We start from the raw sequence: 22,656 nt of genomic DNA, 5'->3' as shown, positions 1-22,656 counted from the left end.
CGTGTCAAACTTGGTTGTTTATTGACATGGATCAGATCGCTTAGCAGGAAGCAGGCCATGCTGCATGACGCCACAGGCGCCGAGAGGCACCTGTGGCGTTGCTGCCTTAGAACTCTTCCCAGTCGGACGACGCCGTGGCGCCTGGCGCAGTTTTCCTGGCCGCCGGCGCGCGCAGGGCGACGGCTTGCTGGCGCGGTACGGTTGTCGCAGCGATTGCCGGCTTGCTTGCCGGTGCGCCGGCGTCGAGCTTGAAGGCGCTCACCACCTGCGCCAAAGTAGCCGCCTGCTCCTGCATGGCAGCGGCCGCAGCTGCCGACTCTTCCACCAGGGCCGCATTTTGTTGGGTGACGTTGTCCATCTCGCTGATGGCCTGGTTGATTTGCTCGATGCCGGCCGTCTGTTCCGCGCTGGCCGAGGTGATGTCTTCCATGATGTCGGTCACGCGGCGCACGCTGTCGACCAGGTCGCTCATGGTGTTGCCGGCCTGATGCACGAGCTCGCTGCCGGCCGCCACGGTCTGGGTCGAGTCGTCGATCAGGGTCTTGATTTCCTTGGCCGCGGCAGCGGAGCGGTGCGCCAGGCTGCGCACTTCCGTGGCCACGACGGCAAAGCCGCGGCCCTGTTCGCCCGCGCGCGCCGCTTCCACGGCCGCGTTCAAGGCCAGAATGTTGGTCTGGAAGGCGATGCCATCGATGACGCCGATGATGTCGGCAATCTTGCTTGACGAGGCATCGATTTGCCGCATGGTCGCCACCACTTGGGCGATGACGGCGCCGCCGCGCTGCGCCACGCCGGAGGCCGTGTCGGCCAGCACGTGCGCCTGGCGCGCATTGTCGGCATTCTGCTTGACGGTCGAGGTCAGCTCTTCCATGGACGAGGCCGTTTCTTCCAGCGAGCTGGCTTGCTGCTCCGTGCGCGCAGAAAGGTCCAGGCTGCCTGCCGCCACTTCGGACGAGGCCGAGGCGATCGTTTCCGTGCCGGCGCGCACCGTGCCCACCGTGTGCGCCAGGCTGTCGTTCATGCGCTTCAGTGCCTGCAACAGTTGCCCCATTTCATCGCGCGACTGCACCGTGATCTGGCTGCGCAAATCGCCTGCGGCTACCGTGTTGGCCACCTGCAGCGCCGTGGCGACGGGACCGGTGATCGACCGCGTGATGCCATACGCCAAGGCCGCCGCGATGGCCAGGGCAGCCAGCGACATGCCGATCAGCAAGGTGCGCGTGTTGGCATAGGTGGCATTGGCATTGTCGCCCGCCGTGGCGGCCAGGGTGTTTTGCAAGCTGATCTGTTCAGCAATCAATTGTTTATAGACCAGCAAGACGGGGCGCAGCTGGCCGTACAGGTAGGCGCTGCTGTCGTCCGGCGTGCCGCTTCTGATCAGTTCAAGCAAGGCCTCCTGCCCCTGTGCGTAGCGCGTGTTGGCGTCGTTCATCTTGGCCAGCAGCGCACGTTCGCGGTCGGAATCGAGCATGCCCGCGAGCTTGCCGAGATTGCCGGCCGCTGCCTGGCGCGCGGCCAGGATGGCGTCCGTTTGCTTGCGCTGGTCGGCCGGATCGGCGCTGAGCATCATGTTGCGCAGGGCAATGGCGATGTCGTTGATGTTGGCCGATACGCTGTTGGCGAGCTCGATCTTGGGCATGCTGTCATGCACGATATGGCCGGTGCCCTGGTTGATCTTGCCCAGCATGGCAATGCCCAGGCAAGAGATGATGATCAGCATGGCGCCGATGGTGCCAAAGCCTGTGGCAAGGCGTGTGCCGATGGTCAGGTGGGATAAAAACTTCATGGCTGTCTCAATACGGAGGGAATGGTGAAAAGGTCGGCGGCGTGCAGATGGCTGCCGCGCCGCCAAGCGGACGACGATCCTAGACCTTTTCGAATGATATTTCCATAGGGCAATATGCCTAGTTTCCCTCCGCAGCACACGCCAGTTGCGCTTATCCTGCGGCTTGCCGGTGTTTTCAGCTATATTGGCAGGCACCCGCCGGGCGGCACGCCATGACCGGCGCCATCGCCAATCCGGCCGTTTTTCTCATTTTCAGCCATAGGTCCGCATGACTTCTTTCCGTCTCCGTTTCTTCCCCTTTCTGCTGGCGTTACTGCTGGCGTGCTCGCTGGCCGCGCCGCCCGCCTGGTCGCAGCCCGTCGATGACGCCGCCACGGCCGACCAGCGTCTCGATGGCTTGCGCAAGCAGATCACCGGCATCCAGAAAGCGCTCGATGGCGAGGCGGAGCTCGATGATGCGACCCTGTCGCAGATGCGTGCCGATGCGCTGGCGGCCAGCGCCGAGGCGGACAAGGTGGCCGATGCGCTCACGCCCACGCTCTCCAGCGTGCAGGCGCGGCTGGCCGAGCTGGGCAAGCCGGCGGCGGGGACGAAGGATGCCCCCGACGTGGCGGCGCAGCGCAGCCAGCTGGACCGCACCAGCAGCGCCCTCGATGCGCAAGTAAAACTGGCGCGCTTGCTGGCCGTGGAAGCGACGCAGGCGTCGGAGCAGGTGTCGACGGTACGCCGCGCGCAGTTGCAGGCGCGCCTGGGCGAACGCACGGCCTCGATACTCGCCGGCTCGTTCTGGAAACAGCTGCATGCGGAATTGCCGCAGAATTTGCAGCGCCTGCGGGCGCTGGAGCTGGAATTGGCGAACGCGGCAAGCGCCACGCCGTGGTCGGCCTGGGGCGGCTTGCTGGCCGCCATCGTGGCCGTGATCGGCGCCAGCGTCTGGGCTTCGCGCTATTTGCTGGTGGTGACGTCCACGCGCGTGCCGCATGGCCGCTTGCGCCGTTCCCTGCATGCGCTGGCCGTGCTGGTGCTGGCGCTGGCCACGCCGGGCCTGGTGGCGGAATTGCTGGCCATGGGCTTGCGCTGGGACGGCGGCCTGTCCGAAAAAACCTCGACTTTTCTCAGCAGCTTGATCGGTATCATCTGTTTTGCCGGTTTTACGGCGGGACTCGGCCACGCGCTGCTGTCGCCGCGCCGCGTGTCGTGGCGTTTGCTGCCCTTGCCGGACGCGCTGGCGCACCGCATGCGCAATTTTCCCTCGATGTTTTCCTTCATCGTCGTGCTCGTGTGGGCGACGGAAAGAGTCACCATCGTCATCAATGCGGGCTTGTCGACGGCCGTGGCCGTCAACTGCATCGTCGCCCTCGTGATGAGCACGACCATCGCCTACGGCTTGATGCGGGCCGAGCGCTGCTGGCGCCAGTTGCGCGAGGCCGATCCCGCCACCCTGGTCACGCCCCTGTGGCTGCGCTGCGTCACGGTGCTGCTGTGGCTGGCGCTGGCGTCCAGCGTCATCAGTCTGCTGGTCGGCTATGTGGCGTTCGGCAGCTTTGTCGCCAAGCAAATTGCCTGGGTCATCGTCGTGCTGTGCAGCACGTATTTGCTGACGGTGCTGGTGGACGATATCTGCATGCTGCTGGCGTCCACGCCGCCGCCGCCGGACGCGGCCCATCCTGTGCTGGCCACGCCCAAGGCGCGCGACCAGGCGGCAGTGCTGCTGTCGGGCATTGGCCGCGCCATCGTCGTGCTGCTGGCCCTGATGCTGCTGCTGGCGCCGTTCGGCGAAGGTCCGGGCGAGTTGTTCCAGCGTGTCGGCAAGTTGCAGGATGGCCTGGCTATCGGCGAGGTGGCGATCCGCCCTGCCGCGCTGATCCAGGCCCTGCTGGTGCTGCTCGTCGGCTTTGTCGCGCTGGGCTTGTTCAAGCGTTGGTTGCAAAACAGTTATTTGCCGACCACCAATCTCGACACGGGCATGCAAGTGTCGTTCATCACCCTGTTCGGCTACATCGGCGGCGTGCTGGCCGTGGCGCTGGCCCTGTCGGCGGCTGGCATCGGCCTGGAACGCATCGCATGGGTGGCGTCGGCCTTGTCGGTGGGTATCGGTTTTGGCTTGCAGGCCGTGGTGCAGAACTTTGTCTCTGGCCTGATCCTTCTGGCCGAGCGCCCCGTGAAGGTGGGCGACTGGGTCTCGCTGGGCGGCGTGGAAGGCGACATTCGCCGCATCAATGTGCGCGCCACGGAAATTCAATTGGGCGACCGCTCGACGGTGATCGTGCCGAACTCGGAATTCATTACCAAGACGGTGCGCAACGTCACCCTGGCCAATCCGCTGGGCCTGGTGCAGGTCAAGCTGCCATTGCCGCTGGGCACGGATGCGCAAGCGGCGCGCGCGCTGATCCTGTCCACCTTTGTCGACAATCCCGACGTGCTCGACACGCCGGCGCCCAACGTGCAGCTCGACGGCATCGACAATGGCTTGTTGCTGTTCAACGCCACCGGTTATGCCTCGTCGCCGCGCCTGACGTCGGGCATCCGCAGCGCCCTGCTGTTCGAACTGCTCAAGCGCCTGGACGAGGCGCACATCGCCATTGCCAAGCCCAGCACGATGGTGCTGAGCACTGTGCCGGCGCAGCCCGAGGCGCCGGCCATGTCAGCGGTGGCAGCCGCACCGGCACCGGCTCCCGTGCCGCCGCTGACGAGCTGATCAGCGGATAGTCGACCACAGCAGGGCTGCCAGGTACAGGCCGATGCCGAACGCCGTGTGGGCCATCAGGCTGCGCAGGCGGGCGGCGTTTGGGTGCGGCGTCTTGCTGGCGGCCAGACCGGCGCCCATGCCCGGTTGCAAGATGCAAAACGGCGCGGCCACGCTCACCAGGCCCGCCAGCAGCGCCGGCGCGAAGGTCGGCCCTTGCACCCACTCCTGCCCCACCAGCGCGAGCAGCATGGCCGCAAACAGCACGCCGATGACGTAATGGGCCGTCCAGCCCAGGATGGCTTCATCGCGCACGGGCGCCGCCTGGGCGATGTTGGCGTGGCTCAAGGTGCCGCGCGGCAAATGACCGAGCCAGCGCCCCACCATCGCAAAGTTCAGCGAGGGGATGCACCAGTAGCGTTTCAAGGCCACCGCCCACACATCCATCACCGCCGTCGCGCCCACGCCGATCGCCAGCGCATCGAGCCAGAGTATTTGCATTATCGCCCCTAACATTCAATTGATTGCTTGAATGTTATAAGGGTGCTAGCATCGTGTCAATGAAAAATGCTGATATCGAATTGCTGACCGGTTCCGCCGGGTTTGCCCATATTTTAGGCAGCGCGCCGCGTTTGCGCCTGCTCGAGCAGATCGTGCACGGCGAGTATGCAGTGGAGCAGCTGGTGGAGTTGACGGGCCTGTCCGTGGCGAATACCTCGCAGCATTTGCAGCAGTTGCGGCGCGCCGGTTTCGTGCTGGCGCGGCGCGACGGCAAGCGCGTGCTGTACCGGCTCGGTAACGGCCCTGTCATGCAGTTGCTCGATGCGCTGGACGTGTATGCGCAGCACCAGCGCAGCGAGTTGCAGGCGCTGGGACGGGGCGACCATGTGGAAGCGATCACGGGCGACGAGTTGCTGGAGCGCATGCGCGAGGCCAGCATCACCGTGCTCGACGTGCGGCCCGCGCAGGAATTTGCCGCCGGCCACTTGCCCGGTGCGATCAATATTCCTTTTGATGACTTGCAGCGTCGCTTGGGCGAATTGCCCGCGCACGCCGAGATCGCCGCGTATTGCCGCGGCCCGTATTGCGTGCTGTCCGTGCAGGCGGTGGCGGCCCTGCGTCAGCACGGCTTGCATGCGCGTCGCCTCGGCAGCGGTTATGACGACTGGCAGACGGCCGGCTTGCCGGTCGTGAAGGCAGCGTGATGGCGATTCCCGACAGCAAGCAGGAACTCATAGACGCCATCAACGTCACGTACGCGAAGTTGATACAGGAGCTGGCGCGCGTGCCGCCGGCGCTGGCGCTGGAACCCGTGCTAGAAGGACAAGTGGCGGGCACGCGCATGAGCGTGTGCGACCTGCTCGCCTATCTGGTGGGCTGGAATGAGCTGGTCTTGCACTGGCACGCGCAACTGCGTGACGGCAAACGCATCGAGGACATCGCTTTTCCCGCTGAAGGTTTCACGTGGAACGCTCTGGGAAAATTGGCGCAGCGCTTCTATGCGGACTATGCTGAACTCAGCATGGACGACTTGCTGCAGCGCCTGGCACAGGCGAAGAAGCAGTTGCTGGCGCTGATAGAAAGCCATGACGACGCGCAATTGTATGGCCAGCCCTGGTACACGCATTACACGATGGGGCGCATGATCCAGTTCAATACGGCTTCGCCGTATGCGAATGCGCGCACGCGCTTGCGGGTCTGGCTCAAGACCTTGTAGCGGCAGGATCGGCTGGCTTGCACGATTGCATCAGTACGCTCAGTAAAATTTCAGGCAGGATAGTGGTTTCAAGCGTAACCAATGAAGGATCGCCATGCTGACCATCGCCCTCGCCCAGATGAATCCCACCGTGGGCGACTTCGACGCCAATTGTGCCGCCATCATCGCGCGCATGGGGCGCGCCAGCGAGGAAGGTGCGGACCTGCTCGTGTGCCCCGAATTGTCGCTGTGCGCGTATTACCCGGGCGACCTGTTCGAAGATGCCGCCTTCCTGCGCGACATGCAGCAGGCGCTGAATCAGCTGCTGGAAGCGTCCACGCGCTGGACGGCGCTGGTCACCGTCATCGGCACGGCGCGGCCGAACCCCGGCGTCGGCAAGCCCCTGTACAACGCCTTGCTGGCCATCCGCGACGGGCGCATCGTGGCCGAATACTACAAGCAGCTGCTGCCGACCTACGGCATCTTCGACGAGGGTCGCCATTTCGAGCCGGGGCCGCCCGGCGCCTGCACCCTCGCTATCGCCGGCTGCAAGGTGGGCTTCATGATTTGCGAAGACGGCTGGAACGACGATGGCCGCGCCTACGCCGTCAACCCCTTCGACGCCCTGCACGCGGCGCGGCCCGACCTCGTCGTCAGCATCAACGCCAGCCCGTCCGACATCGGCAAACGGGCGCAGCGCCATGCCGTGTTTGGCGCCGCCTGCACGCGCGTGAACTTGCCTTTGCTCTTCGTCAACCAGGTGGGCGGCCAGGACCAGCTGGTGTTCGACGGTGCCTCGTTCGCCATGTCGCCGACCTTGGGCGTGCAATTCGAGGCGGCCCGCTTCGTCGAAGATTTTCAGTTGCTGCGCTTTGCCGGCGGCCGTTTTACGCGGCCCGATGGTCAGCCTTTCCCCGTGCCCGACCCGGAAGGCATCCCTGCCGTGGAGTTTGCGCGGCGCCAGATCGTGCTTGGTTTGCGCGACTACGCGCGCCGCTGCCGCTTTACGAAAGTTGTCGTCGGCTGCTCGGGCGGCATCGACTCGGCGCTGACCCTGGCCCTGGCCGTCGAGGCGCTGGGCGCCGACAACGTCGCGGGCATCACCATGCCGTCCGTGTTTTCCAGCGCCGGCTCCGTCACCGATTCCGTCGCCCTGTGCGCCAACCTGGGCATCACCCTGCACACGCATGCGATCCGCGACATCGTGGCGCAATACGCAGCCGGCTATGCGGCAGCTTTCGACGGCAAGCTGCAAGGGCTGCCGCTGGAAAACCTGCAGGCGCGCGTGCGCGGCACGATATTGATGGAGTACTCGAATGCCTTCGGCGCCCTGCTGCTCACCACCGGCAACAAGAGCGAAATCTCGGTTGGTTACTGCACCCTGTATGGCGACACGAATGGGGGACTGGGACTGATCGGCGACTTGTATAAAACGGAGGTGTTCGCCCTGTCGCGCCACCTCAACGCCAGCGCCGGGCGCGAACTGATTCCCGTCGCCGTGCTCGATAAACCGCCGTCGGCGGAACTGGCGCCGGGCCAGCGCGACACGGATAGCTTGCCGCCATATCCCGTGCTCGATGAAATCCTCAAATGGCATATCGAGGGACGCCGTTTGCCCGCGGCCGAAAGCGCGCAAGCGTTGACCCTGGTCGACCAGCTGCGCGAGACGGACGAGGGGCGGGCTCTCGTCACGCGTATCCTCGGCATGGTCGCCCGCAACGAGTACAAACGGCGCCAGGCGGCGCCCATCATCCGCGTGCGTTCGCGCGCCTTTGGCAGCGGGCGTCAATTGCCGATCGCCGCCCACTACCCCACCGGAGACGACGCATGACCCCATCCTATTCCGCCGACGCGGCCATCCTGATCGGCCGCTTCCAGCCTTTTCACAATGGCCATGCGGGCTTGCTGCAAAAGGCGCTGGCGACGGCCGCGCAAGTGGTGGTGGTGCTCGGCTCCGCCTTCCATGCGCGCAGCCCGAAAAACCCGTTTACGTGGCAGGAACGGGCCGCCATGATCGCCGCGACCTTACCCGAGGCGCAGCGCGCGCGTGTGCATTACGTGGCCGTGCGCGATTACTACGACGATGGCCTGTGGGCCGATGCCGTGCGGCGCGCCGTGACGGGCGCCGTGCCCGCGGCGCAGCGCGTCGCCCTGGTGGCCTGTTTCAAGGATGCCACCAGTTATTACCTGCACCACTTCCCGCACTGGCAGTTACTCAATCTGGAGATCGATCCCGGTGCCCCCATCGGCGCAACGGCGATTCGCAACGTGCTGTTCGAGGCGCAAGACGTGGACGTGTCGCTGAGCGCCGTGGCGCAGCTGCTGCCGGCGGCCATCGGCCAGTATGTGAAGGCGTGGACCTTGTTGCCGTGGTACGCGCCGCTGGTGCAGGAATACCGCGCCATCGAAGCGTACAAGGCGCGCTGGCGCGCGGCGCCGTATCCGCCCATCTTCACGACGGTCGACGCGCTGGTGCAGACGGGCGGCCACGTGCTGCTGGTGCGCCGCGGCGGCTATCCTGGCAAGGGCCTGTGGGCGCTGCCCGGCGGCTTCCTGGAGCCGCGCGAACGCCTGCTGCAGGGCGCCTTGCGCGAACTGGCGGAAGAAACCCAGCTGGGCGTGCTGGCGCCCACCCTCGTCGAGGCGCTGGTCGGCGTGGCCGTGTTCGACCATCCGGACCGCAGCCAGCGCGGGCGCACCATCACGCATGCGCATTACTTTGACTTGAAGACGCGCCAGTTGCCGGCCGTGACGGCGGCCGACGATGCGGCGCTGGCGCAGTGGGTACCCGTGGCGTCGCTGCCGGCCATGGAGGAGCAATTCTTCGAAGACCATTTTCACATCCTGAACCACTTCCTCAAGCTCACGCACGAGGGGCGCTGAGGGGGCTGTCCCCCTCCTCGCGCATCAGGACGTGATGCGTTCCCAGCCGTGCCGGACGGCCGCCTTGAAGTTGTCCCATGCCGATTGCGGATACGTATGCTCCCACGTGGAACGCAGGTCCGCTTCCACGTCGTCCCACGGGCGGCCCCGGTAGCTGTCGCTGTTCGCCATCGAATGGCCATAGCGGTAGGCGGGATCGTAGTCCTCGAAGCGCGCGCCGGTGGCGACATAGGTGGCGCTCCAGTGGCTACGGTAGTACTGCTCGTCATCGTAGCTGGTGCCTGGCAAGTTGTCGGCGCTGGGGTAGCGGCGTGCGTTGGCGCCCGCGCTGGACGGTGGTGGCGCCATGTCGCTGGCAAATTGTTGCGACCCTGGCGCCTCGTTCATATTGCTGGCGGACATGCCCTGCCGCGATGGCGCGCTTGACTGCATGCTGGCGCCCTGGCGCCGCCCGCTGTCGTCGTGCGGCGCGCCTTGCCAGCCGCCGGCGCGCCAGTGCTCGGCGTGCGCATCGATGTCGAGCGGCGCATAGCGCTCGACGATGTCGGTGGCGCGCTGGATATCGGCGTCGCTCGCGCCTTCCAGGGTCAGCACGACATGCCCGCGCCGCACGGCTTCCGCATAGATGTGGCGATCGGCGTGGCTGCCGAACAGGTCCGTAAAGAAATGCTTGATATTGTCGAGCAGGCTGTCGCTGTCGTCGCGGCGGATGTTTTCCGTGGCGGAAGTGTCGTCACTGCCCGCATCGTGCAGGCGGATGTTGGCGCCGGGAAATCCCGCCGTGATCAGGTCGTGCCGGGCGCGCTCGGCCATATCGCGGACGGCGAAAACTGCTGCCAATGTATGTGCCATGATGGTCTCCAATTGGTGAACAACGTCCTTCCAGTGTAGGCCGTGCAAAACGAAAGGGGCGCCCGTTTGCCCCCGGGAAACCGTTGTAGTGATCAAATATTGACGAAGTGAAATTTCAATCCGGCGTGCCCACGAACGCGCGCAAAAAGTCGATAAAGGCGCGCACCTTTTCCGCGATGTGCTGCGTGTTCGGATACACGGCATACACGCCCTGCTGCGGGAAGACGACGTCGGGCAGCAGGCGGCGCAGGCGTCCCGCGCGCACTTCCGCCTCCACCTGCCATTGCGGCAGCAGGGCCACGCCGCAGCCGCCCAGGGCAAAGCCCAGCAGGGCCGAGGCGGAGTCGGAATGGATGGCGGCGTCGTCCTGCACGGCAAAGGCGGCGGGGCCGTCCGGCGTGTGCACGTCCCAGCGCAGCGGCGTGGTCAGGCGGCTGTGCGCCAGCCAGCGCGCGCGCTGCAAGTCGTCCAAGGTGGCGATGTCCCGGCCGGGCAGGCTGGCCAGGTAGGCGGGCGAGGCGACGGGCCAGATCGCATACGGCTCGATCAGCGCGGCGCGGTAGCTCGAATCGGTGAGGGAACCCATGCGGATGGCCAGGTCGTAGCGGCCCGAGATCAGGTCTTCGTGCGAGGACGACGACGAATGCTGGATCTGCAGCTGCGGATGGGCGGCGGCAAAGGCGATCAGCGCGGGGATCACCGTGCGGCTGCCGTACTCGACGGTGGTGGTCAGGCGCAAGGTGCCGCGCAAGCCCAGGTGGCCCTGGCGCGCCGTCTCGATGGCGCCTTGCGCTTCGCTCAGCACGCGCTGGCAATCCTCGTAAAAGCGCCGCCCCACGTCGGTCAGCGCCAGGCTGCGCGTGCTGCGCGTCAGCAGCGACACGCCCAGCTCCGCCTCCAGCTGTTTCAAGTTAAAACTGACGACGGCCTTGCTCTGGCCCAGCACGACGGCGGCCGCCGTCAGCGAACCGGCGTCGACGATGGCGATGAAAATACCCAAACGGTCAAGACTGATCATAAATAAGAATGAGGAGGCATGCGGGTTGTAGAGGTTTGTCAAAATTTGTTTGACAGTGTAATCGGGGCTGGCCCGTTACGCAAATGACGCTGAGCGCTTAAGCTGGCCGTTTGCCATTCGGAGCACCATGGACTATCGCAAAAAGGTGGCGGCCATCTATCTGCTGGGGTTTTTCGTCGACCTGATCAACATGTTCATCACCAGCGTCGCCTATCCCGACATCGGCCATGCCCTGCACGCTTCGGTGGCGCAGCTGGCCTGGATCAGCACCGCCTACATCCTCGGCCTGACCATCGTCATCCCCGCCAGCGCCTGGCTGGCTGCCTATTATGGCAGCAAAACCGTGTTCATGGCATCGTTGCTAACTTTTTTATGCGCCAGCATCGGCGCCGGCCTGGCGCCATCGATCGAGGCGCTGATCGCCTGGCGCTGCGTGCAGGGCCTGGGCGGCGGCTTGCTCATTCCGCTGGGGCAAAGCATGACCTACCAGCTGTATCAGCCTGCCGAGCGCCCTGGCCTGTCCTCCGTCATCATGCTGGTGGGCTTGCTGGCGCCCGCCCTGTCGCCCGCGCTGGGTGGCGTCATCGTCGACAGCCTGTCGTGGCGCTGGATTTTTTACCTGAACGTGCCATTTGCCGCGCTGGCGCTGCTGCTGGCCGCCTGCTGGCTGCGCGCCGACCCGCCACGCGCGGCCGTACCCCGTCTCGACGTGGGCGGCCTGCTGGCGGGCAGCACGGCGATTTTGCTGCTGTTGCTGGGCTTGACCATGCTGGGCACGCCGGGCGACGTGCCGGCCGGCGCCGCCGTGCTGGCGCTGGGCGCCGCCTGCGCCTGGGGCTACGTGCGCGGCGCGCTGCGCAAGTCGACGCCGCTGCTCAACCTGCGCCTGGCCAGTGAGCCGCTGCTGCGCATTGCCATGCTGATGTATCTGCTGGTGCCCGGTGTCTTCATGGGCGTGAGCCTGCTGGCCATGCTGTATCTGCAGGGCGTGCTGGGCATGTCCGCATCGACGGCGGGCGCGCTGATGCTGCCGTGGGCGCTGGCCTCGTTTGCGGCCATTTCGCTGACCGGCAAAAGCTACCGCCGCGTGGGTCCGCAACCGCTGTTTATCTTTGGTGCGCTGCTGCAGGCGGCGGGCATGCTGATGCTGCTGCGCGTGGATGCGGCGGGCCAGTTATTCTGGCTGGCCGGTGCGTATGCCGTGATGGGCTTTGGCGGTGGTTTGTGCAGCAGCACGGCGCAAAGCACGGCATTCTTGCGCACGCCGGATGGGCAATTGAGCCAGGCCAGCGCCGTGTGGAATATCAACCGCCAACTGGGCTTTTGCCTGGGCGTGGCGCTGCTCAGCGTACTGCTCAATGGCTTGCTGGCGACGCAGGGCATCGCATCGCTCGATGACCCTGCCCAGCACCTGCGTGCGGCGCAGGTATTTCACTGGTGCTTTGCCCTCGCCGCCGCCTCGTGCGTACTGCCGCTGGCACTGTGCCTGCGTATCGACAACCGCGCCGTTCTCGACCTTTTACTACAACATGGAGCAAGCAAAAAATGACTGCAACAAACCCGTATTTTGACGACGTTTTATCCACGCATGTGCTGATCCGCGAGTGGCTTTCCGGCGAAGCCACGGCGCCGGAACATTGCGCTGATTTGCTGGCGCGGTTTTCGCCCGGTTTCACGATGGTGTCACCCGGTGGCAAGCAGCTCGATGGCGCCGGATTGGCGGCGTTTTTTTGCGTCGCCGCCGGCAGCCGCCCGGGCCTCGTCATGCGCATCACGGACCTGGTAATGATCCAGGAAAGCACGGCTGGCGCCACCGTGTCCTACCGCGAATGCCAGTCACTGCCGGGCGCAGAAAACACCGAGAGGCTGTCGACCGTCGTGTATGACAAAACACCGGATGGTAGCCTGTTGTGGCGCCATTTGCACGAGACGTGGGTGGTTTAATTTAATTTAAATCATGCAAGTCTTTTTGTTGCGCCGGAGCGATGGAAAACTGCGAAAAAGCCACTTCCAGGCCACCACGTTCCGGTGTGCAGCACATGGGGCCCGCCAGGTAGCGCGCGGCGACGGGAAACGGCGCCAGGCGCAGCAGCGGCCATAGCTTGCCATCGGTCGAATACTGCACCCGGATCACGCCTTGCGCCACCGTCACACGCAGCCAGAAACCGTCCGGCATGGCGGGCGCGATGCTGACGGCCCAATCCGATTTGTCCAAGGTCAATACGCTGCTCAACAACAGCTGGCCGTCGGAAAATTCGACGCCGCATTTGATCCAGTTTTGTTCGTCGATGCGCACCATCAAACCGGCCTGGTCGTACAACGCAGAATACTGCGCCGCCACGTGCAACTGCACCGTGAAGTCGCCTTTGACTTCAGTACCGAAAAAGTGGCCGCTGTCGCGGATAAAACCGTATGAGGTCTTGCGCCAGAAATCCGTGCTGGCATCCGTCGTCACGCGCAATTGTGCGCCGTCGGCGGACCAGTTTTCCGGTGGATTGAGCCAGCTGCCTTGCGTGAACATCGCATCTCCTCATGCATGAAAATGCTACATAGTTTGCCCCCATCCCAGCGCCTTGTACAGGGCAATCGCATCGATGTAGGACGCCGTTTCCGCCAGCAGCGCTTCGCGCCGGATATCGTACAAGGCGCGCTGGTTTTCCAGCACGGCCTGGTAGCTGCCGGAGCCACCCGCATAGCGCGTGCTGGCGATGCCGAGGGCCGCGTTGCCGTGGCGCGCCGACTGCAGCAATGAGGCCAATCGCGTCTGGTTTTCCGCCAGTTGCGTGATGGCGTTTTCCACGTCTTCCTGCGCGACCAGGATGGCTTGCGCATAGCGCGCCAGCGCGCCCTGCGCTTCGGCCTGCGTGCCACGCAAGCGCGCCTTCACACTGCCCAGGCGGAAGGCGGGATAGCTGACGGATGGCGCCACCTCGACCGCGCGTGCGCCGCTGTCAAACACGCCGCTGCCGCGCAGGGCGAAAAAGCCCAAAAAGCCGCCGAGACTGAGGCGCGGATACAGGTCGGCCGTGGCGGCGCCCACGTCTTCGCTGGAGGCGGCCAGCAGGCGCTCGGCGCGTACCACGTCGGGGCGCTGCTTGATCAGGCGGTTCACGTCGCCCAAGGGCAGCTGGCCCGCCAGCGGCGCCTGCTGGCGCGGCGTGGTGGCCAGCGCGATGGCGCCCGGTGCTTGTCCGCTCAAGACATCGAGCCGGTACTGCGCCTGGCGCAAGCCAGCCTGCAATGGCGGCAAGGCCGCCTCGCTGCGCGCTAGGTTGGCCAGCGCGTTGTAGCGCTCTTCCGGCAAGCCGCTGCCGGCGCGGATGCGCGCGTCGATCAGGGCGACGGTGTCGCGCCAGCTTTGCACCTGCGCCTGCGTCAGCGCCAGGTTTTGCTGGTAGCCCAGGGCCTCGTAATAATTGCGCGCCACGTCGGCGGCGATCGTCAGTTGCACTTGCCGCAAATCGGCCTGCGCCGCGTCGGCGCGTGCCTGCGCCGAGCGGGAAATATGCGCGAGGCGGCCGAACAGGTCGATTTCCCATTGCGCATCGAAGCCCACGCGCGTGCTGGTACTGGCGGCACGGCTGTCTGGCGTGTCCTGTTGCACCTTGCGCTGCCATCCTGCCTGGCCTGTGATGGTGGGCAGTTCATCGAGCCGGCGTTCGTCGAAGATGGCGCGTGCGGCCAGCAAATTGGCTTGCGCCTGCGCGATATCAAGGTTGTGTTCGAGCGCGCTGGCGATCAGTTGCGACAGGCGCGCATCGTCGAAAAATGTCCACCAGGCGGCTTCGCTGACGGTACTCGCGCCGGGTGCGAATTGCGCTTGCTGTGGGCTGGCCAAATGGATGGCGGGCGTGCCCGGCGTGACGTAGGCGGGGCTGATGGCGCAGCCGGCCAGCATGGGGAAAAGGGCAGCCAAAAGGGAAGCTAGATAGCGGTAATTTTTCATATGGATTCCTTCAGCGCCTGCGATAGATCGCGTGCGCGCGGCGTGGCATGGTCGGCCGTGTGGCGGCGGGCCAGAAAGGTGTACACGGTGGGCAGCACGAACAGGGTAAAGAAGGTGCCGATCAACATGCCCGAGACGATCACCACACCCAGGCCGAAGCGGCTGTTGGCACCCGCGCCGGAAGCGAACAGCAGCGGCACCAGGCCCACCACCATGGCGGCCGTCGTCATCAAAATCGGGCGCAAGCGGATCTGCGCCGCCTTGCGGATGGCCGTGATGCGGTCGAGCTGTTCATGCACCTGCAATTCGTTGGCAAATTCCACCATCAGGATGCCGTGCTTGCTGATCAAGCCGATCAGGGTCACGAGACCGATCTGCGTGTAGATATTGACGGTGGCGTAGCCCAGGGCCAGCGGAATCAGCGCGCCGCAAATCGACAGGGGCACGGTGATCAGGATGATCAAAGGGTCCGTCAGGCTCTCATACTGGGCCGCCAGTACCAGGTAGATGACGACGACGGCCGCCAGGAAAGCCAGCAGCAGCGCATTGCCTTCCGTGGCGAACTGGCGCGCGTCCGATTGCCAGTCGTAGCTGAAGCCCGGTGGCAGGGTCTTGGCGACGCCATCGAGGAAGGCCACGGCGTCGCCCAGGGTCACGCCGGGCGCGGGCACGCCCTGGAAGGTGGCCGCATTCTGCTGGTTGAACTGGGTCAGCATGTTAGGCTCGATCTGTTCCGTCACCGAGACGACGGCGGACAGGGGCAGCAGGCTGCCGTCGTCGGCGCGCACGTATTGCTGCGTCAGGGCTTGCGCCGTGAGTCTCTGTTCGCGCGGGCTTTGTGCGATGACGTCGTAGGCGCGGCCATCCATGCCGAAGCGGTTCAGATAATTTTCGCCCACCAGCACGGCCAGCGATTCGCCGATGTCCTGCATGCGGATGCCCAGGCTGTTCGCCTTCGAGCGGTCCACGCGCACTTTTACCACCGGGTTGTTGTAATCGAGGTCGCTGTCGACGACGGCAAACAGGCCGCTATCGCGCGCGCGCTGCTTGACGTCTTCCATGGTGCGGAACAGGGTGGCGTAATCCTGCGCGCTGCGCAGCACCATCTGCACGGGCAAGCCGCCGCTCGATCCCGGCAAGGGCGCCAGCTGGAAGGCGAAGATGCTGGTGCCTTCCACGTCGCCCACGGCGTGCTGCAATTCGGCCTGGATGACGGCCGCATTGCGCGAACGCTCGGCCCACGGCGTCAGGTTGATGCCGCCGATGCTCGATGCCGGCCCTTCGCCGCCATTGATGATCCAGCGCGACGCCGTCTCCGGCACGTTTTTATAGATGTCATCGAGCTTGTACGAGAAGCGTTCGACGTAATCGAGGTTGGCATGCTGCGGCGCCTTGATCGCCGTCAGCACGCTGGCCTGGTCTTCCGCCGGCGCCAGTTCGCGCTGCGGCAGCAGGTATAAAAACGGCAAACTCACCATCACCAGCGCGGCGAAACCGGCGCTCAGCCAGCGGTGGTGCAGGGAGCGGTCCAGCAGGCGCGCATAACGGCTGGTGAGACCCTCGAAGAAATGCTCGGCCGCGCGCGCCATGCGCCCTTCCGATTGTTTGGGCTGCAGCAGCAGGGAGCTCATCACGGGCGACAAGGTCAAGGCCACCACGCCCGACACCACCACGGCGCCGGCCAGGGTCAGCGCGAACTCCTTGAACAGCGCGCCCGTGAGTCCCCCCATCATGCCGATCGGCGCATACACGGCGGCCAGGGTGATCGTCATGGCGATCACGGGGCCGGCCACTTCGCGCGCGCCCACCAGGGCGGCTGCCACGGGCGTCTTGCCTTCCTCGATATGCCGGTGCACATTTTCCACCACGACGATGGCGTCATCGACCACAAGGCCCACGGCCAGCACCATCGCCAGCAAGGTGAGCAGATTGATGCTGAAGCCGAAGGCCAGCATCAGCGCCGCCGCGCCCAGCATCGACAGCGGGATGGTCACGACGGGTATCAGCACAGAGCGCAGGGAACCCATGCACAGGTAGATGACGATGACGACGATGAGCAGCGCTTCGAGCAGCGTATGCGCCACTTCGTCGATGGACGACTGGATGAAGCGCGCCGTCTCGAACGCCAGCTCGACTTTCACGCCGGGCGGCAGGGTTTTCTGGATCTCGGGCAGCAGCTTCCTGATGCCGTCGACGATCACCAGCGGGTTGCCGCCGGGCGTGGGCGACAGGCCCAGATACACGGCCGGCACGCCGTCCATGATGCCGCTCGTCTCCGTGGCGGCCGCGCCCAGTTCCACCGTGCCCACGTCTTTCAAACGCACGAGGGTGGCGCTGTCATCGCCGCCCTTGCGGATGACCATGTCGCGGAACTCCGCCACGCTGGTCAGATCCGTGTTGACGCTGATGTTCGAGACGACGAATTGTCCCTTCACCTTGCCGGGCGCCGCCTGGTAGTTATTGCGCCGCACGGCGTCGGCCACGTCGGCTGCCGTCAGGCCCCGCGCCGCCAGTTTCGCGGGGTCGATCCACAAACGCATGGCCAGTTGCTGGCCGCCGTACACGTCGACTTTCGCCACGCCGTCGATGGTGGCGAACATCGGTTGCACCACGCGCGCCAGGTAATCCGTCAACGCGGGCGCGGACACGCTCTCGCTGGCAAAACCGACATAGGCGACGGCCGAGGAGTCGCCGGCCGAGCGCTCGATGACGGGGTCAAACGCGCCTTCGGGCAGCTTGTAGCGCACCTGGTTGACCTTGGCCATGACTTCCGTCAGCGCCTGTGTGGAATCGCGGTTCAGCTCCATGCGCACGGTGACCGTGCTGCTGCCCTGCACCGACGACGAGGTCAGGTAATCGATACCTTCCACCGACGAGACGGCTTGCGCAATCGGCTGCGTGACAAAACCCTGCATCAGTTCCGCCGAGGCGCCCGGATACGTGGTTTTGACCGTGATGGTGGACGATTCGAGCATCGGATACTGGCGGATCGGCAGCTGCAGGAGGGCGATCACGCCCAGCATCAGAATCAAGGTGCTGATCACCAGCGCCAGCACGGGGCGGCGTACGAATAAATCGGTAAATTTCATGGTGATGGCCTTCCCTTAAGAGCCGGCCTTGGGCGCGGCGCGCTTGGCCTCGTCCAGGGTATTGGCGACGGCTTGCACGGCCATGCCGTCGGCCAGTTTCAGCTGGCCCGAAGCGACCACGCGCTGGCCTTCGCGCAAGCCGTCGATGATGGCCACGCGGCCCCCTGCCCGCTCGCCCAGTTTCACGCCCACGCGCTTGACGGTGAGCGGCTGCTTGCCCTCCTGCTGCGCGACGAAGACCGTGTCGCCATACGCGCTGTAGGTCACCGCCGTTTCCGGCACCGTCAGTTGTTGTCCTGCTTCGCGCGCCACGCGCACATTCGCATACATGCCTGCTTTTAAAGCGCCGCGCGGATAGCTCAGCGCCGCCTGCACCTGCACCATGCGCGAGCGGGCGATCAGCGGATCGATGGCGTTGATCTTCGCCGTAAAGATGTCGCCGGGATAGGCGTCCACCAGCACTTGTACGGCCTGGCCGGGCGCCAGTTTCGCGCTGCTCTGTTCATCGAGGGCGAAGTTAACCAGCAGCGCCTTCGTGTCGATCAGGCTGGCCACCGTGTCGGCTGCGTTCAGGTACTGGCCCGCGTGCACCTTGCGGATGCCCAGCTGGCCGGCGAACGGCGCGCGGATGGTCTTTTGCGCGATCAGCGCTTGCGTCTGGCGCACGTCGCCCAGGGCCGCATCGCGCGCGGCCAGGGCGCTATCCAATTGCTCCTGCGTGGCCGCCTTTTCCTTCACCATCTGCACCGTGCGGGCATGGCTGCTTTCCGCGTTTTTCAGTTGCGCGCGCTGGCGCAGCAGGGTCGCCTGTTCCGGCGCGTCATTCAGCTGGACGAGGATGGCGCCGGCCGCCACGCTTTGGCCCGATTCGAAACGGATATGCGTGATGCGTCCGCCCGTCTCGGCCGCCACCTGCACCTGGCGCGCCGCTTCCAGTTCGCCCACGCCAGAAAAGTAGCGTTCCTGCGTGCCAAGCACGACGGGCACCAGCGCCACCTTGGTGGCGGGATAGGCGGCGGCATCGGCCGCATGGGAGTCCGCGCGCGGATACAGGGCGGCGCCGGCGACGGCCAGGGTGATGGCCAGCGCGGAAGCGCCGACGAGTTTCGTATTCATGATGAAGTCCTTTACAGCGGGGAAGAAGAGGCGCAGCGGAGGCTGATCAGGTCCGCTGCGCGTTGAAAAGTACAAACAGCGCGATGGTCCACAGCAGCAGCACCAGATGCGTCGTCTGCAAGCCTTCCTGCGCGATCCAGTAGCCGAACCACAGGCCGCCCAGGTGCATCAGCAGCAAAAAGGCGGCCATGGCGCACAAGGCCAGGTTCAGCCAGGGCAGCGCCGCCGTCAGGGAGGCGCCAAAGAACAGCGTCACGCCCGTCCAGGCGGCGATGGCGGCCAGCAGCTGCAAGGCCAGCACCACGCCCAGCGACAGCCGGTGCAGGGTCAAGGACGTGAGCGCGCGGCGCAGCAGCGGCGTCTGGATGGTCGGGTCCTGGCGCAATGGATCCATGCGCATGGTGTTGCCGATGGCCCAGACGGCGCCCTGGAAGGCGTGCAGGTTGTTGAGGGTGGCCAGGGTCAGCCAGGTGGCCAGGCCGGTGGCGAGGATGGCGTGAAACAGCCAGAGAGAGTGCTGCAGCTGCATTGAAAATCCAGTCCAAGAAAGTGTCTTGCCGGCATGCGGACGTGGAAACTCCTCGACAGCAGGGAGCTACCGGCCTATTATGCAAGCAATTAGTTGGTTAACTGGCCCCATGATAGTTGAGCGAAATGAATTACACAAGTAAACGTTTGGATAATAGCGAAGCGCCGCAAACGACGGAGCGCATCCTGTATTTCATCAAGACCAAGGGCCCCGTCTCCACGGCGACCCTGGCCAAGACCCTGGACATGACGGGCGAGGCGGCGCGCCAGCAAGTGCAAAAGCTGGTGGCGGCGGGCCTCATCGAGGGACGCCAGGAAGCGCAGGCAGGCGCTGGCCGGCCGCGCCAGAACTGGGTCTTGACGGAAGCGGGTAATGCGCGCTTTCCCGACACGCATGCGCAGCTGACGATCAAGCTGATCGGTTCCGTGCGCCAGCTGTTCGGCGAGGCGGGACTGGATAAACTCATCACGCAGCGCGAAGAGGAAAGCCGTAGCGCGTATGCGCTGGCGTGCTCGGCGCCGGATTTGCCCACGCGCTTGCAGCAACTGGCGGCCGTGCGCGATGAAGAGGGCTATATGGCGCGCGTGGAAGCGGACGGCGACGACTGGCTGCTGATCGAAGACCACTGCCCCATCTGCGCCGCCGCACGCACTTGCCAGGGCTTTTGCCGCTCGGAACTGCAGCTGTTCCAGGAAGTGGTGGGACCGCACGCCAGCATCGTGCGCGAGCAGCATGTGCTGGCCAACGCCATGCGCTGCGTGTATCGGATCAGGGCGCTGCCCTAGTCTTTCGGAAACAGCGGGCGGGTAGCAAGCGCCACCAGCCCCGCCAGCCACCACACGACGGACCAGTTGCTGGCCGCCAGCAAATGCGGGATGGCAATCGGCGTGAGGAACAGGCCCGCATATACGGCCGTGTTCGCCATGCCCAGGGCCGTGCCCGCGTTGGCGCCGCCCGCCTCCGTGGCCAGCTCCGTGTAGGCCACGCCATGCCAGGCGGACACGGCGATGCCGGCGAGCACCACGGCGGCCATCAACAGCCAGCCCGGTGCCTGCAGCCAGGCGATGCATCCCAGCAAAATGAACGAGGCCAGCGCTACCAGGGCCGAGCCGCGCAGGTAGGCCGGCCGGTTCGCGTGGCGGTCCGTATGGCGCCCGCTCCAGATGCGCATCACCATGGCGCCCGCCTGCAGGGCCACCATCACGGCCGTGATGGCTGCCAGGCCTAGGTGGCCATGGTCATGCAGGAAGACGGTGGCGTAGCTGAGCACGGCAAACTGCGGCACGCACAGCAAGCCGATGGCGGCCACCATGCGCCAGACTTTACGGTTTTTTAATGGCAGCGGCTGCTTCACTGCAGATAGGCCCGTGGACGCGTTGTGCGGCCCCGTGGCGGCCTCGGCAGACAAGTCGGGCTCATGCATCCAGCGCCACGTAAAAAACGCCGACAGGCCGCATACGATGGCCAGGGCGCCAAACACGGGCATGAAACCGTAGCGCGATGCCAGGCTGGGTAGGACGAGGGCGCCGAGGCCGCCGCCCATGGGCACGGCTGTCTGACGGATGCTCATGGCGAAACCGCGTTCGCCGGCGCCGAACCAGCGCATCACGGCGCGGCCGCTGGCGCCATTCACGCTGCCGCCCAGCACGCCGACCAGCGCCAGCCCGGCCGCTAGCGCCCATAAGGGCGGCACGGAACCGTCAGCCGGCGTGATCCACAGCAGCAAGGTCAACAGCGCGAGCATGGTGCCCAGCAAGCCGGTCAGCAGCACGGGCCGGTCGCCCCAGCGGTCGGTAGCCATGCCCCATGGCAATTCGGTCAGGGCCACGCCCAGGCCCATGGCGCCCAGCGCCACCCCCAGTTGCGTATTGCTCAGGTGATAGCCGCTGCGCAGCCAGATGGCCGTGGTGGGCATGCCGTTGGCGGCGGCGGAAAAGCTGGCGTTGGCCGCCACGCCGACGGCCAGCACTTTCCAGCGGTGGGCATCGCCCAGTGCGGGCGCAGTGACAGGAAGGGAAACGGCAGGGCAGTTGGTGGTCATGGCAGGGAGGGGAAAGTGGTTGACCCTGACAGTGTTGCGCAGTACGATCGTTCTGAATATCAGATAATTTACCAGTCACCATCCCATAAAACAGGACAATCTCCGTCACGCCATGAGCTTGCTGAATTTCGACATCGCCTTTTTGCGCAGCTATGTGGCTGGCATCGAGCTGGGCAGCTTTGCCCGCGCAGCCGACAAGGTGGGCCGCTCGACCTCGGCCGTCAGCGCGCAGCTGAAAAAACTCGAGGAGCAGGCAGGCATGCCCCTGTTCCGCAAGGATGGCCGGGGACTGGCGCTGACGCCGGCCGGCGAAGTCCTGCTCGGCTATGCGCGCCGCCTGCTGGAACTCAACGACGAGGCGGCCGTCGCCTTGCGCGGCGCGGAACTGGAAGGCTGGATCAGGCTCGGTTTGCAGGAGGATTTTGGCGAAGCCTTGCTGCCGGACGTGCTGGGGCGCTTTGCCCGCGCGCATCCGAAAGTGCGCATCGAAGCGCACGTGGCGCGCAACACGGCCTTGATGCAAGGGCTGGCCATGGGACAGCTGGACCTGGCCCTGCTGTGGGGCGGCGCGTGCATCGCCGATGTGGCCGAGTATCCGCCGCAGCAGCGCCAGCATATCGCCGAACCGGCCATGCGCTGGATCGCCTCGTCCAGCCTGGCCTGGCGGCCCGAATCGGGCGAACCTTTACCGCTCATTACGTTCGACCGCGACTGCCTGTTCCAGCGCTGCGCCACGCAGGCGCTGGACCGGGCCGGCATCGCCTGGCGCACGGCGTTTACCAGCCCCAGCCTGGCGGGGCTGTGGGCGGCGGCCGCCGCCGGGCTGGGCGTGACGGTGCGCACCAGCCTGGGCTTGCCCTCTTCCGTCTGCGCGCTCGACCACGTGGCGGCGGGCTTGCCCGCCCTGCCCCCGTTGTCGCTGGAATTGCTGCGCGCCTCCAGCGTGTCCAGGCCGCCCGTCGAGCGGCTGGCCAGCCTGATCATCGAGTCGCTGCAACAAGGTGCGGCGTAAAA

The 22,656-nt window shown here is 65.5% G+C and carries 19 protein-coding genes; 9 read left to right on the top strand and 10 right to left on the bottom strand.

The window, feature by feature from the left end; genetic code table 11:
- Nucleotides 1-106: 106 nt before the first annotated feature.
- Nucleotides 107-1,786 (bottom strand): methyl-accepting chemotaxis protein, encoded by a 1,680-nt coding sequence (locus CSQ93_RS29430; protein ID WP_099377674.1) that lies wholly within the window; start codon nt 1,784-1,786, stop codon nt 107-109.
- A gap of 268 nt (nt 1,787-2,054) precedes the next feature.
- Between CSQ93_RS29430 and CSQ93_RS08360 the strand changes: the two genes are divergently transcribed.
- A complete protein-coding gene (locus tag CSQ93_RS08360) occupies nt 2,055-4,484 on the top strand; it encodes a DUF3772 domain-containing protein (RefSeq protein WP_099377673.1) in 2,430 nt (809 codons plus the stop codon).
- Here the strand turns inward: CSQ93_RS08360 and CSQ93_RS08355 are convergent, their stop codons facing one another.
- Nucleotides 4,485-4,973 carry a DUF2938 domain-containing protein gene (locus CSQ93_RS08355; protein WP_099377672.1) on the bottom strand — a complete coding sequence of 163 codons (489 nt, stop codon included), beginning with the start codon at nt 4,971-4,973 and terminating at the stop codon, nt 4,485-4,487.
- A gap of 59 nt (nt 4,974-5,032) precedes the next feature.
- Between CSQ93_RS08355 and CSQ93_RS08350 the strand changes: the two genes are divergently transcribed.
- From CSQ93_RS08350 to CSQ93_RS08335, 4 genes are all read left to right on the top strand, one after another.
- Complete coding sequence (locus tag CSQ93_RS08350) at nt 5,033-5,677, top strand: ArsR/SmtB family transcription factor (RefSeq protein WP_099377671.1); 645 nt, start codon at nt 5,033-5,035, stop codon at nt 5,675-5,677.
- Nucleotides 5,677-6,189, top strand: a complete 513-nt coding sequence (locus CSQ93_RS08345) for a ClbS/DfsB family four-helix bundle protein (protein ID WP_099377670.1) — start codon at nt 5,677-5,679, stop codon at nt 6,187-6,189. Before CSQ93_RS08350 ends, CSQ93_RS08345 begins: the two co-directional genes overlap by 1 nt.
- A 94-nt stretch (nt 6,190-6,283) precedes the next feature.
- On the top strand, nt 6,284-7,999 hold the full coding sequence (locus tag CSQ93_RS08340) for an NAD+ synthase (protein ID WP_099377669.1): 1,716 nt from the start codon (nt 6,284-6,286) through the stop codon (nt 7,997-7,999).
- On the top strand, nt 7,996-9,051 hold the full coding sequence (locus CSQ93_RS08335) for a bifunctional nicotinamide-nucleotide adenylyltransferase/Nudix hydroxylase (protein WP_099377668.1): 1,056 nt from the start codon (nt 7,996-7,998) through the stop codon (nt 9,049-9,051). Before CSQ93_RS08340 ends, CSQ93_RS08335 begins: the two co-directional genes overlap by 4 nt.
- A 24-nt stretch (nt 9,052-9,075) precedes the next feature.
- On the opposite strand, the gene CSQ93_RS08330 is transcribed toward CSQ93_RS08335, so the two are convergent.
- Both CSQ93_RS08330 and CSQ93_RS08325 read right to left on the bottom strand, forming a co-directional pair.
- Nucleotides 9,076-9,903, bottom strand: a complete 828-nt coding sequence (locus tag CSQ93_RS08330) for a hypothetical protein (RefSeq protein ID WP_158301173.1) — start codon at nt 9,901-9,903, stop codon at nt 9,076-9,078.
- A gap of 115 nt (nt 9,904-10,018) precedes the next feature.
- Nucleotides 10,019-10,921, bottom strand: a complete 903-nt coding sequence (locus CSQ93_RS08325; RefSeq protein WP_099377666.1) for a LysR family transcriptional regulator — start codon at nt 10,919-10,921, stop codon at nt 10,019-10,021.
- 127 nt (nt 10,922-11,048) lie between these two features.
- On the opposite strand from CSQ93_RS08325, the gene CSQ93_RS08320 reads away from it, so the two are divergent.
- Nucleotides 11,049-12,470: an MFS transporter gene (locus CSQ93_RS08320; RefSeq protein ID WP_099377665.1), complete on the top strand. Its 1,422-nt coding sequence runs from the start codon at nt 11,049-11,051 to the stop codon at nt 12,468-12,470.
- Nucleotides 12,467-12,865 carry a DUF4440 domain-containing protein gene (locus CSQ93_RS08315; RefSeq protein WP_099377664.1) on the top strand — a complete coding sequence of 133 codons (399 nt, stop codon included), beginning with the start codon at nt 12,467-12,469 and terminating at the stop codon, nt 12,863-12,865. The genes CSQ93_RS08320 and CSQ93_RS08315 overlap by 4 nt, the downstream gene beginning before the upstream one ends.
- Before the next feature lies 1 nt (nt 12,866).
- Here CSQ93_RS08315 and CSQ93_RS08310 read toward each other — a convergent pair whose 3' ends face one another.
- From CSQ93_RS08310 to CSQ93_RS08290, 5 genes are read right to left on the bottom strand one after another with little or no spacing between them, the layout of a single operon-like run.
- Nucleotides 12,867-13,442 (bottom strand): DUF1349 domain-containing protein, encoded by a 576-nt coding sequence (locus CSQ93_RS08310; RefSeq protein WP_099377663.1) that lies wholly within the window; start codon nt 13,440-13,442, stop codon nt 12,867-12,869.
- A 24-nt stretch (nt 13,443-13,466) separates the two neighbouring features.
- Entirely contained in the window at nt 13,467-14,867 is a 1,401-nt protein-coding gene (locus CSQ93_RS08305; protein WP_099377662.1) for an efflux transporter outer membrane subunit, read from the bottom strand.
- Entirely contained in the window at nt 14,864-17,956 is a 3,093-nt protein-coding gene (locus tag CSQ93_RS08300; protein ID WP_099377661.1) for a MexW/MexI family multidrug efflux RND transporter permease subunit, read from the bottom strand. The genes CSQ93_RS08305 and CSQ93_RS08300 overlap by 4 nt, the downstream gene beginning before the upstream one ends.
- A gap of 15 nt (nt 17,957-17,971) precedes the next feature.
- Nucleotides 17,972-19,072, bottom strand: a complete 1,101-nt coding sequence (locus CSQ93_RS08295; protein WP_099377660.1) for an efflux RND transporter periplasmic adaptor subunit — start codon at nt 19,070-19,072, stop codon at nt 17,972-17,974.
- 46 nt (nt 19,073-19,118) lie between these two features.
- Nucleotides 19,119-19,601, bottom strand: a complete 483-nt coding sequence (locus CSQ93_RS08290; RefSeq protein ID WP_099377659.1) for a DUF2165 family protein — start codon at nt 19,599-19,601, stop codon at nt 19,119-19,121.
- Nucleotides 19,602-19,726: 125 nt separating this feature from the next.
- Here CSQ93_RS08290 and CSQ93_RS08285 point away from each other — a divergent pair, with 125 nt between their 5' ends.
- The gene (locus tag CSQ93_RS08285) at nt 19,727-20,386 is read left to right on the top strand and encodes a helix-turn-helix transcriptional regulator (RefSeq protein ID WP_099377658.1); all 660 of its coding nucleotides are present in this window, start codon (nt 19,727-19,729) and stop codon (nt 20,384-20,386) included.
- Here the strand turns inward: CSQ93_RS08285 and CSQ93_RS08280 are convergent.
- Nucleotides 20,383-21,642 carry an MFS transporter gene (locus tag CSQ93_RS08280; RefSeq protein ID WP_099377657.1) on the bottom strand — a complete coding sequence of 420 codons (1,260 nt, stop codon included), beginning with the start codon at nt 21,640-21,642 and terminating at the stop codon, nt 20,383-20,385. The two genes, CSQ93_RS08285 and CSQ93_RS08280, sit on opposite strands and share 4 nt — an antisense overlap.
- 112 nt (nt 21,643-21,754) lie before the next feature.
- On the opposite strand from CSQ93_RS08280, the gene CSQ93_RS08275 reads away from it, so the two are divergent.
- Nucleotides 21,755-22,654, top strand: a complete 900-nt coding sequence (locus CSQ93_RS08275; RefSeq protein WP_099377656.1) for a LysR substrate-binding domain-containing protein — start codon at nt 21,755-21,757, stop codon at nt 22,652-22,654.
- Nucleotides 22,655-22,656: the final 2 nt, after the last annotated feature.

Source organism: Janthinobacterium sp. BJB426, from assembly GCF_002735705.1.
Taxonomy (GTDB): domain Bacteria; phylum Pseudomonadota; class Gammaproteobacteria; order Burkholderiales; family Burkholderiaceae_D; genus Janthinobacterium.
This window is presented reverse-complemented; position numbering and strand designations above follow the sequence as displayed.

Excerpts from the sequence above, each read along its gene's own strand:
- CSQ93_RS08285 (WP_099377658.1), top strand. The coding sequence starts at position 19,727 with ATGAATTACACAAGTAAACGTTTGGATAATAGCGAAGCGCCGCAAACG.
- CSQ93_RS08345 (WP_099377670.1), top strand. The coding sequence starts at position 5,677 with ATGGCGATTCCCGACAGCAAGCAGGAACTCATAGACGCCATCAACGTC.
- CSQ93_RS08290 (WP_099377659.1), bottom strand. The coding sequence starts at position 19,601 with ATGCAGCTGCAGCACTCTCTCTGGCTGTTTCACGCCATCCTCGCCACC.
- CSQ93_RS08355 (WP_099377672.1), bottom strand. The coding sequence starts at position 4,973 with ATGCAAATACTCTGGCTCGATGCGCTGGCGATCGGCGTGGGCGCGACG.
- CSQ93_RS08340 (WP_099377669.1), top strand. The coding sequence starts at position 6,284 with ATGCTGACCATCGCCCTCGCCCAGATGAATCCCACCGTGGGCGACTTC.
- CSQ93_RS08320 (WP_099377665.1), top strand. The coding sequence starts at position 11,049 with ATGGACTATCGCAAAAAGGTGGCGGCCATCTATCTGCTGGGGTTTTTC.
- CSQ93_RS08315 (WP_099377664.1), top strand. The coding sequence starts at position 12,467 with ATGACTGCAACAAACCCGTATTTTGACGACGTTTTATCCACGCATGTG.
- CSQ93_RS08330 (WP_158301173.1), bottom strand. The coding sequence starts at position 9,903 with ATGGCACATACATTGGCAGCAGTTTTCGCCGTCCGCGATATGGCCGAG.
- CSQ93_RS08310 (WP_099377663.1), bottom strand. The coding sequence starts at position 13,442 with ATGTTCACGCAAGGCAGCTGGCTCAATCCACCGGAAAACTGGTCCGCC.
- CSQ93_RS08350 (WP_099377671.1), top strand. The coding sequence starts at position 5,033 with ATGAAAAATGCTGATATCGAATTGCTGACCGGTTCCGCCGGGTTTGCC.
- CSQ93_RS08275 (WP_099377656.1), top strand. The coding sequence starts at position 21,755 with ATGAGCTTGCTGAATTTCGACATCGCCTTTTTGCGCAGCTATGTGGCT.
- CSQ93_RS08335 (WP_099377668.1), top strand. The coding sequence starts at position 7,996 with ATGACCCCATCCTATTCCGCCGACGCGGCCATCCTGATCGGCCGCTTC.
- CSQ93_RS08305 (WP_099377662.1), bottom strand. The coding sequence starts at position 14,867 with ATGAAAAATTACCGCTATCTAGCTTCCCTTTTGGCTGCCCTTTTCCCC.
- CSQ93_RS29430 (WP_099377674.1), bottom strand. The coding sequence starts at position 1,786 with ATGAAGTTTTTATCCCACCTGACCATCGGCACACGCCTTGCCACAGGC.
- CSQ93_RS08295 (WP_099377660.1), bottom strand. The coding sequence starts at position 19,072 with ATGAATACGAAACTCGTCGGCGCTTCCGCGCTGGCCATCACCCTGGCC.
- CSQ93_RS08325 (WP_099377666.1), bottom strand. The coding sequence starts at position 10,921 with ATGATCAGTCTTGACCGTTTGGGTATTTTCATCGCCATCGTCGACGCC.
- CSQ93_RS08280 (WP_099377657.1), bottom strand. The coding sequence starts at position 21,642 with ATGACCACCAACTGCCCTGCCGTTTCCCTTCCTGTCACTGCGCCCGCA.
- CSQ93_RS08300 (WP_099377661.1), bottom strand. The coding sequence starts at position 17,956 with ATGAAATTTACCGATTTATTCGTACGCCGCCCCGTGCTGGCGCTGGTG.
- CSQ93_RS08360 (WP_099377673.1), top strand. The coding sequence starts at position 2,055 with ATGACTTCTTTCCGTCTCCGTTTCTTCCCCTTTCTGCTGGCGTTACTG.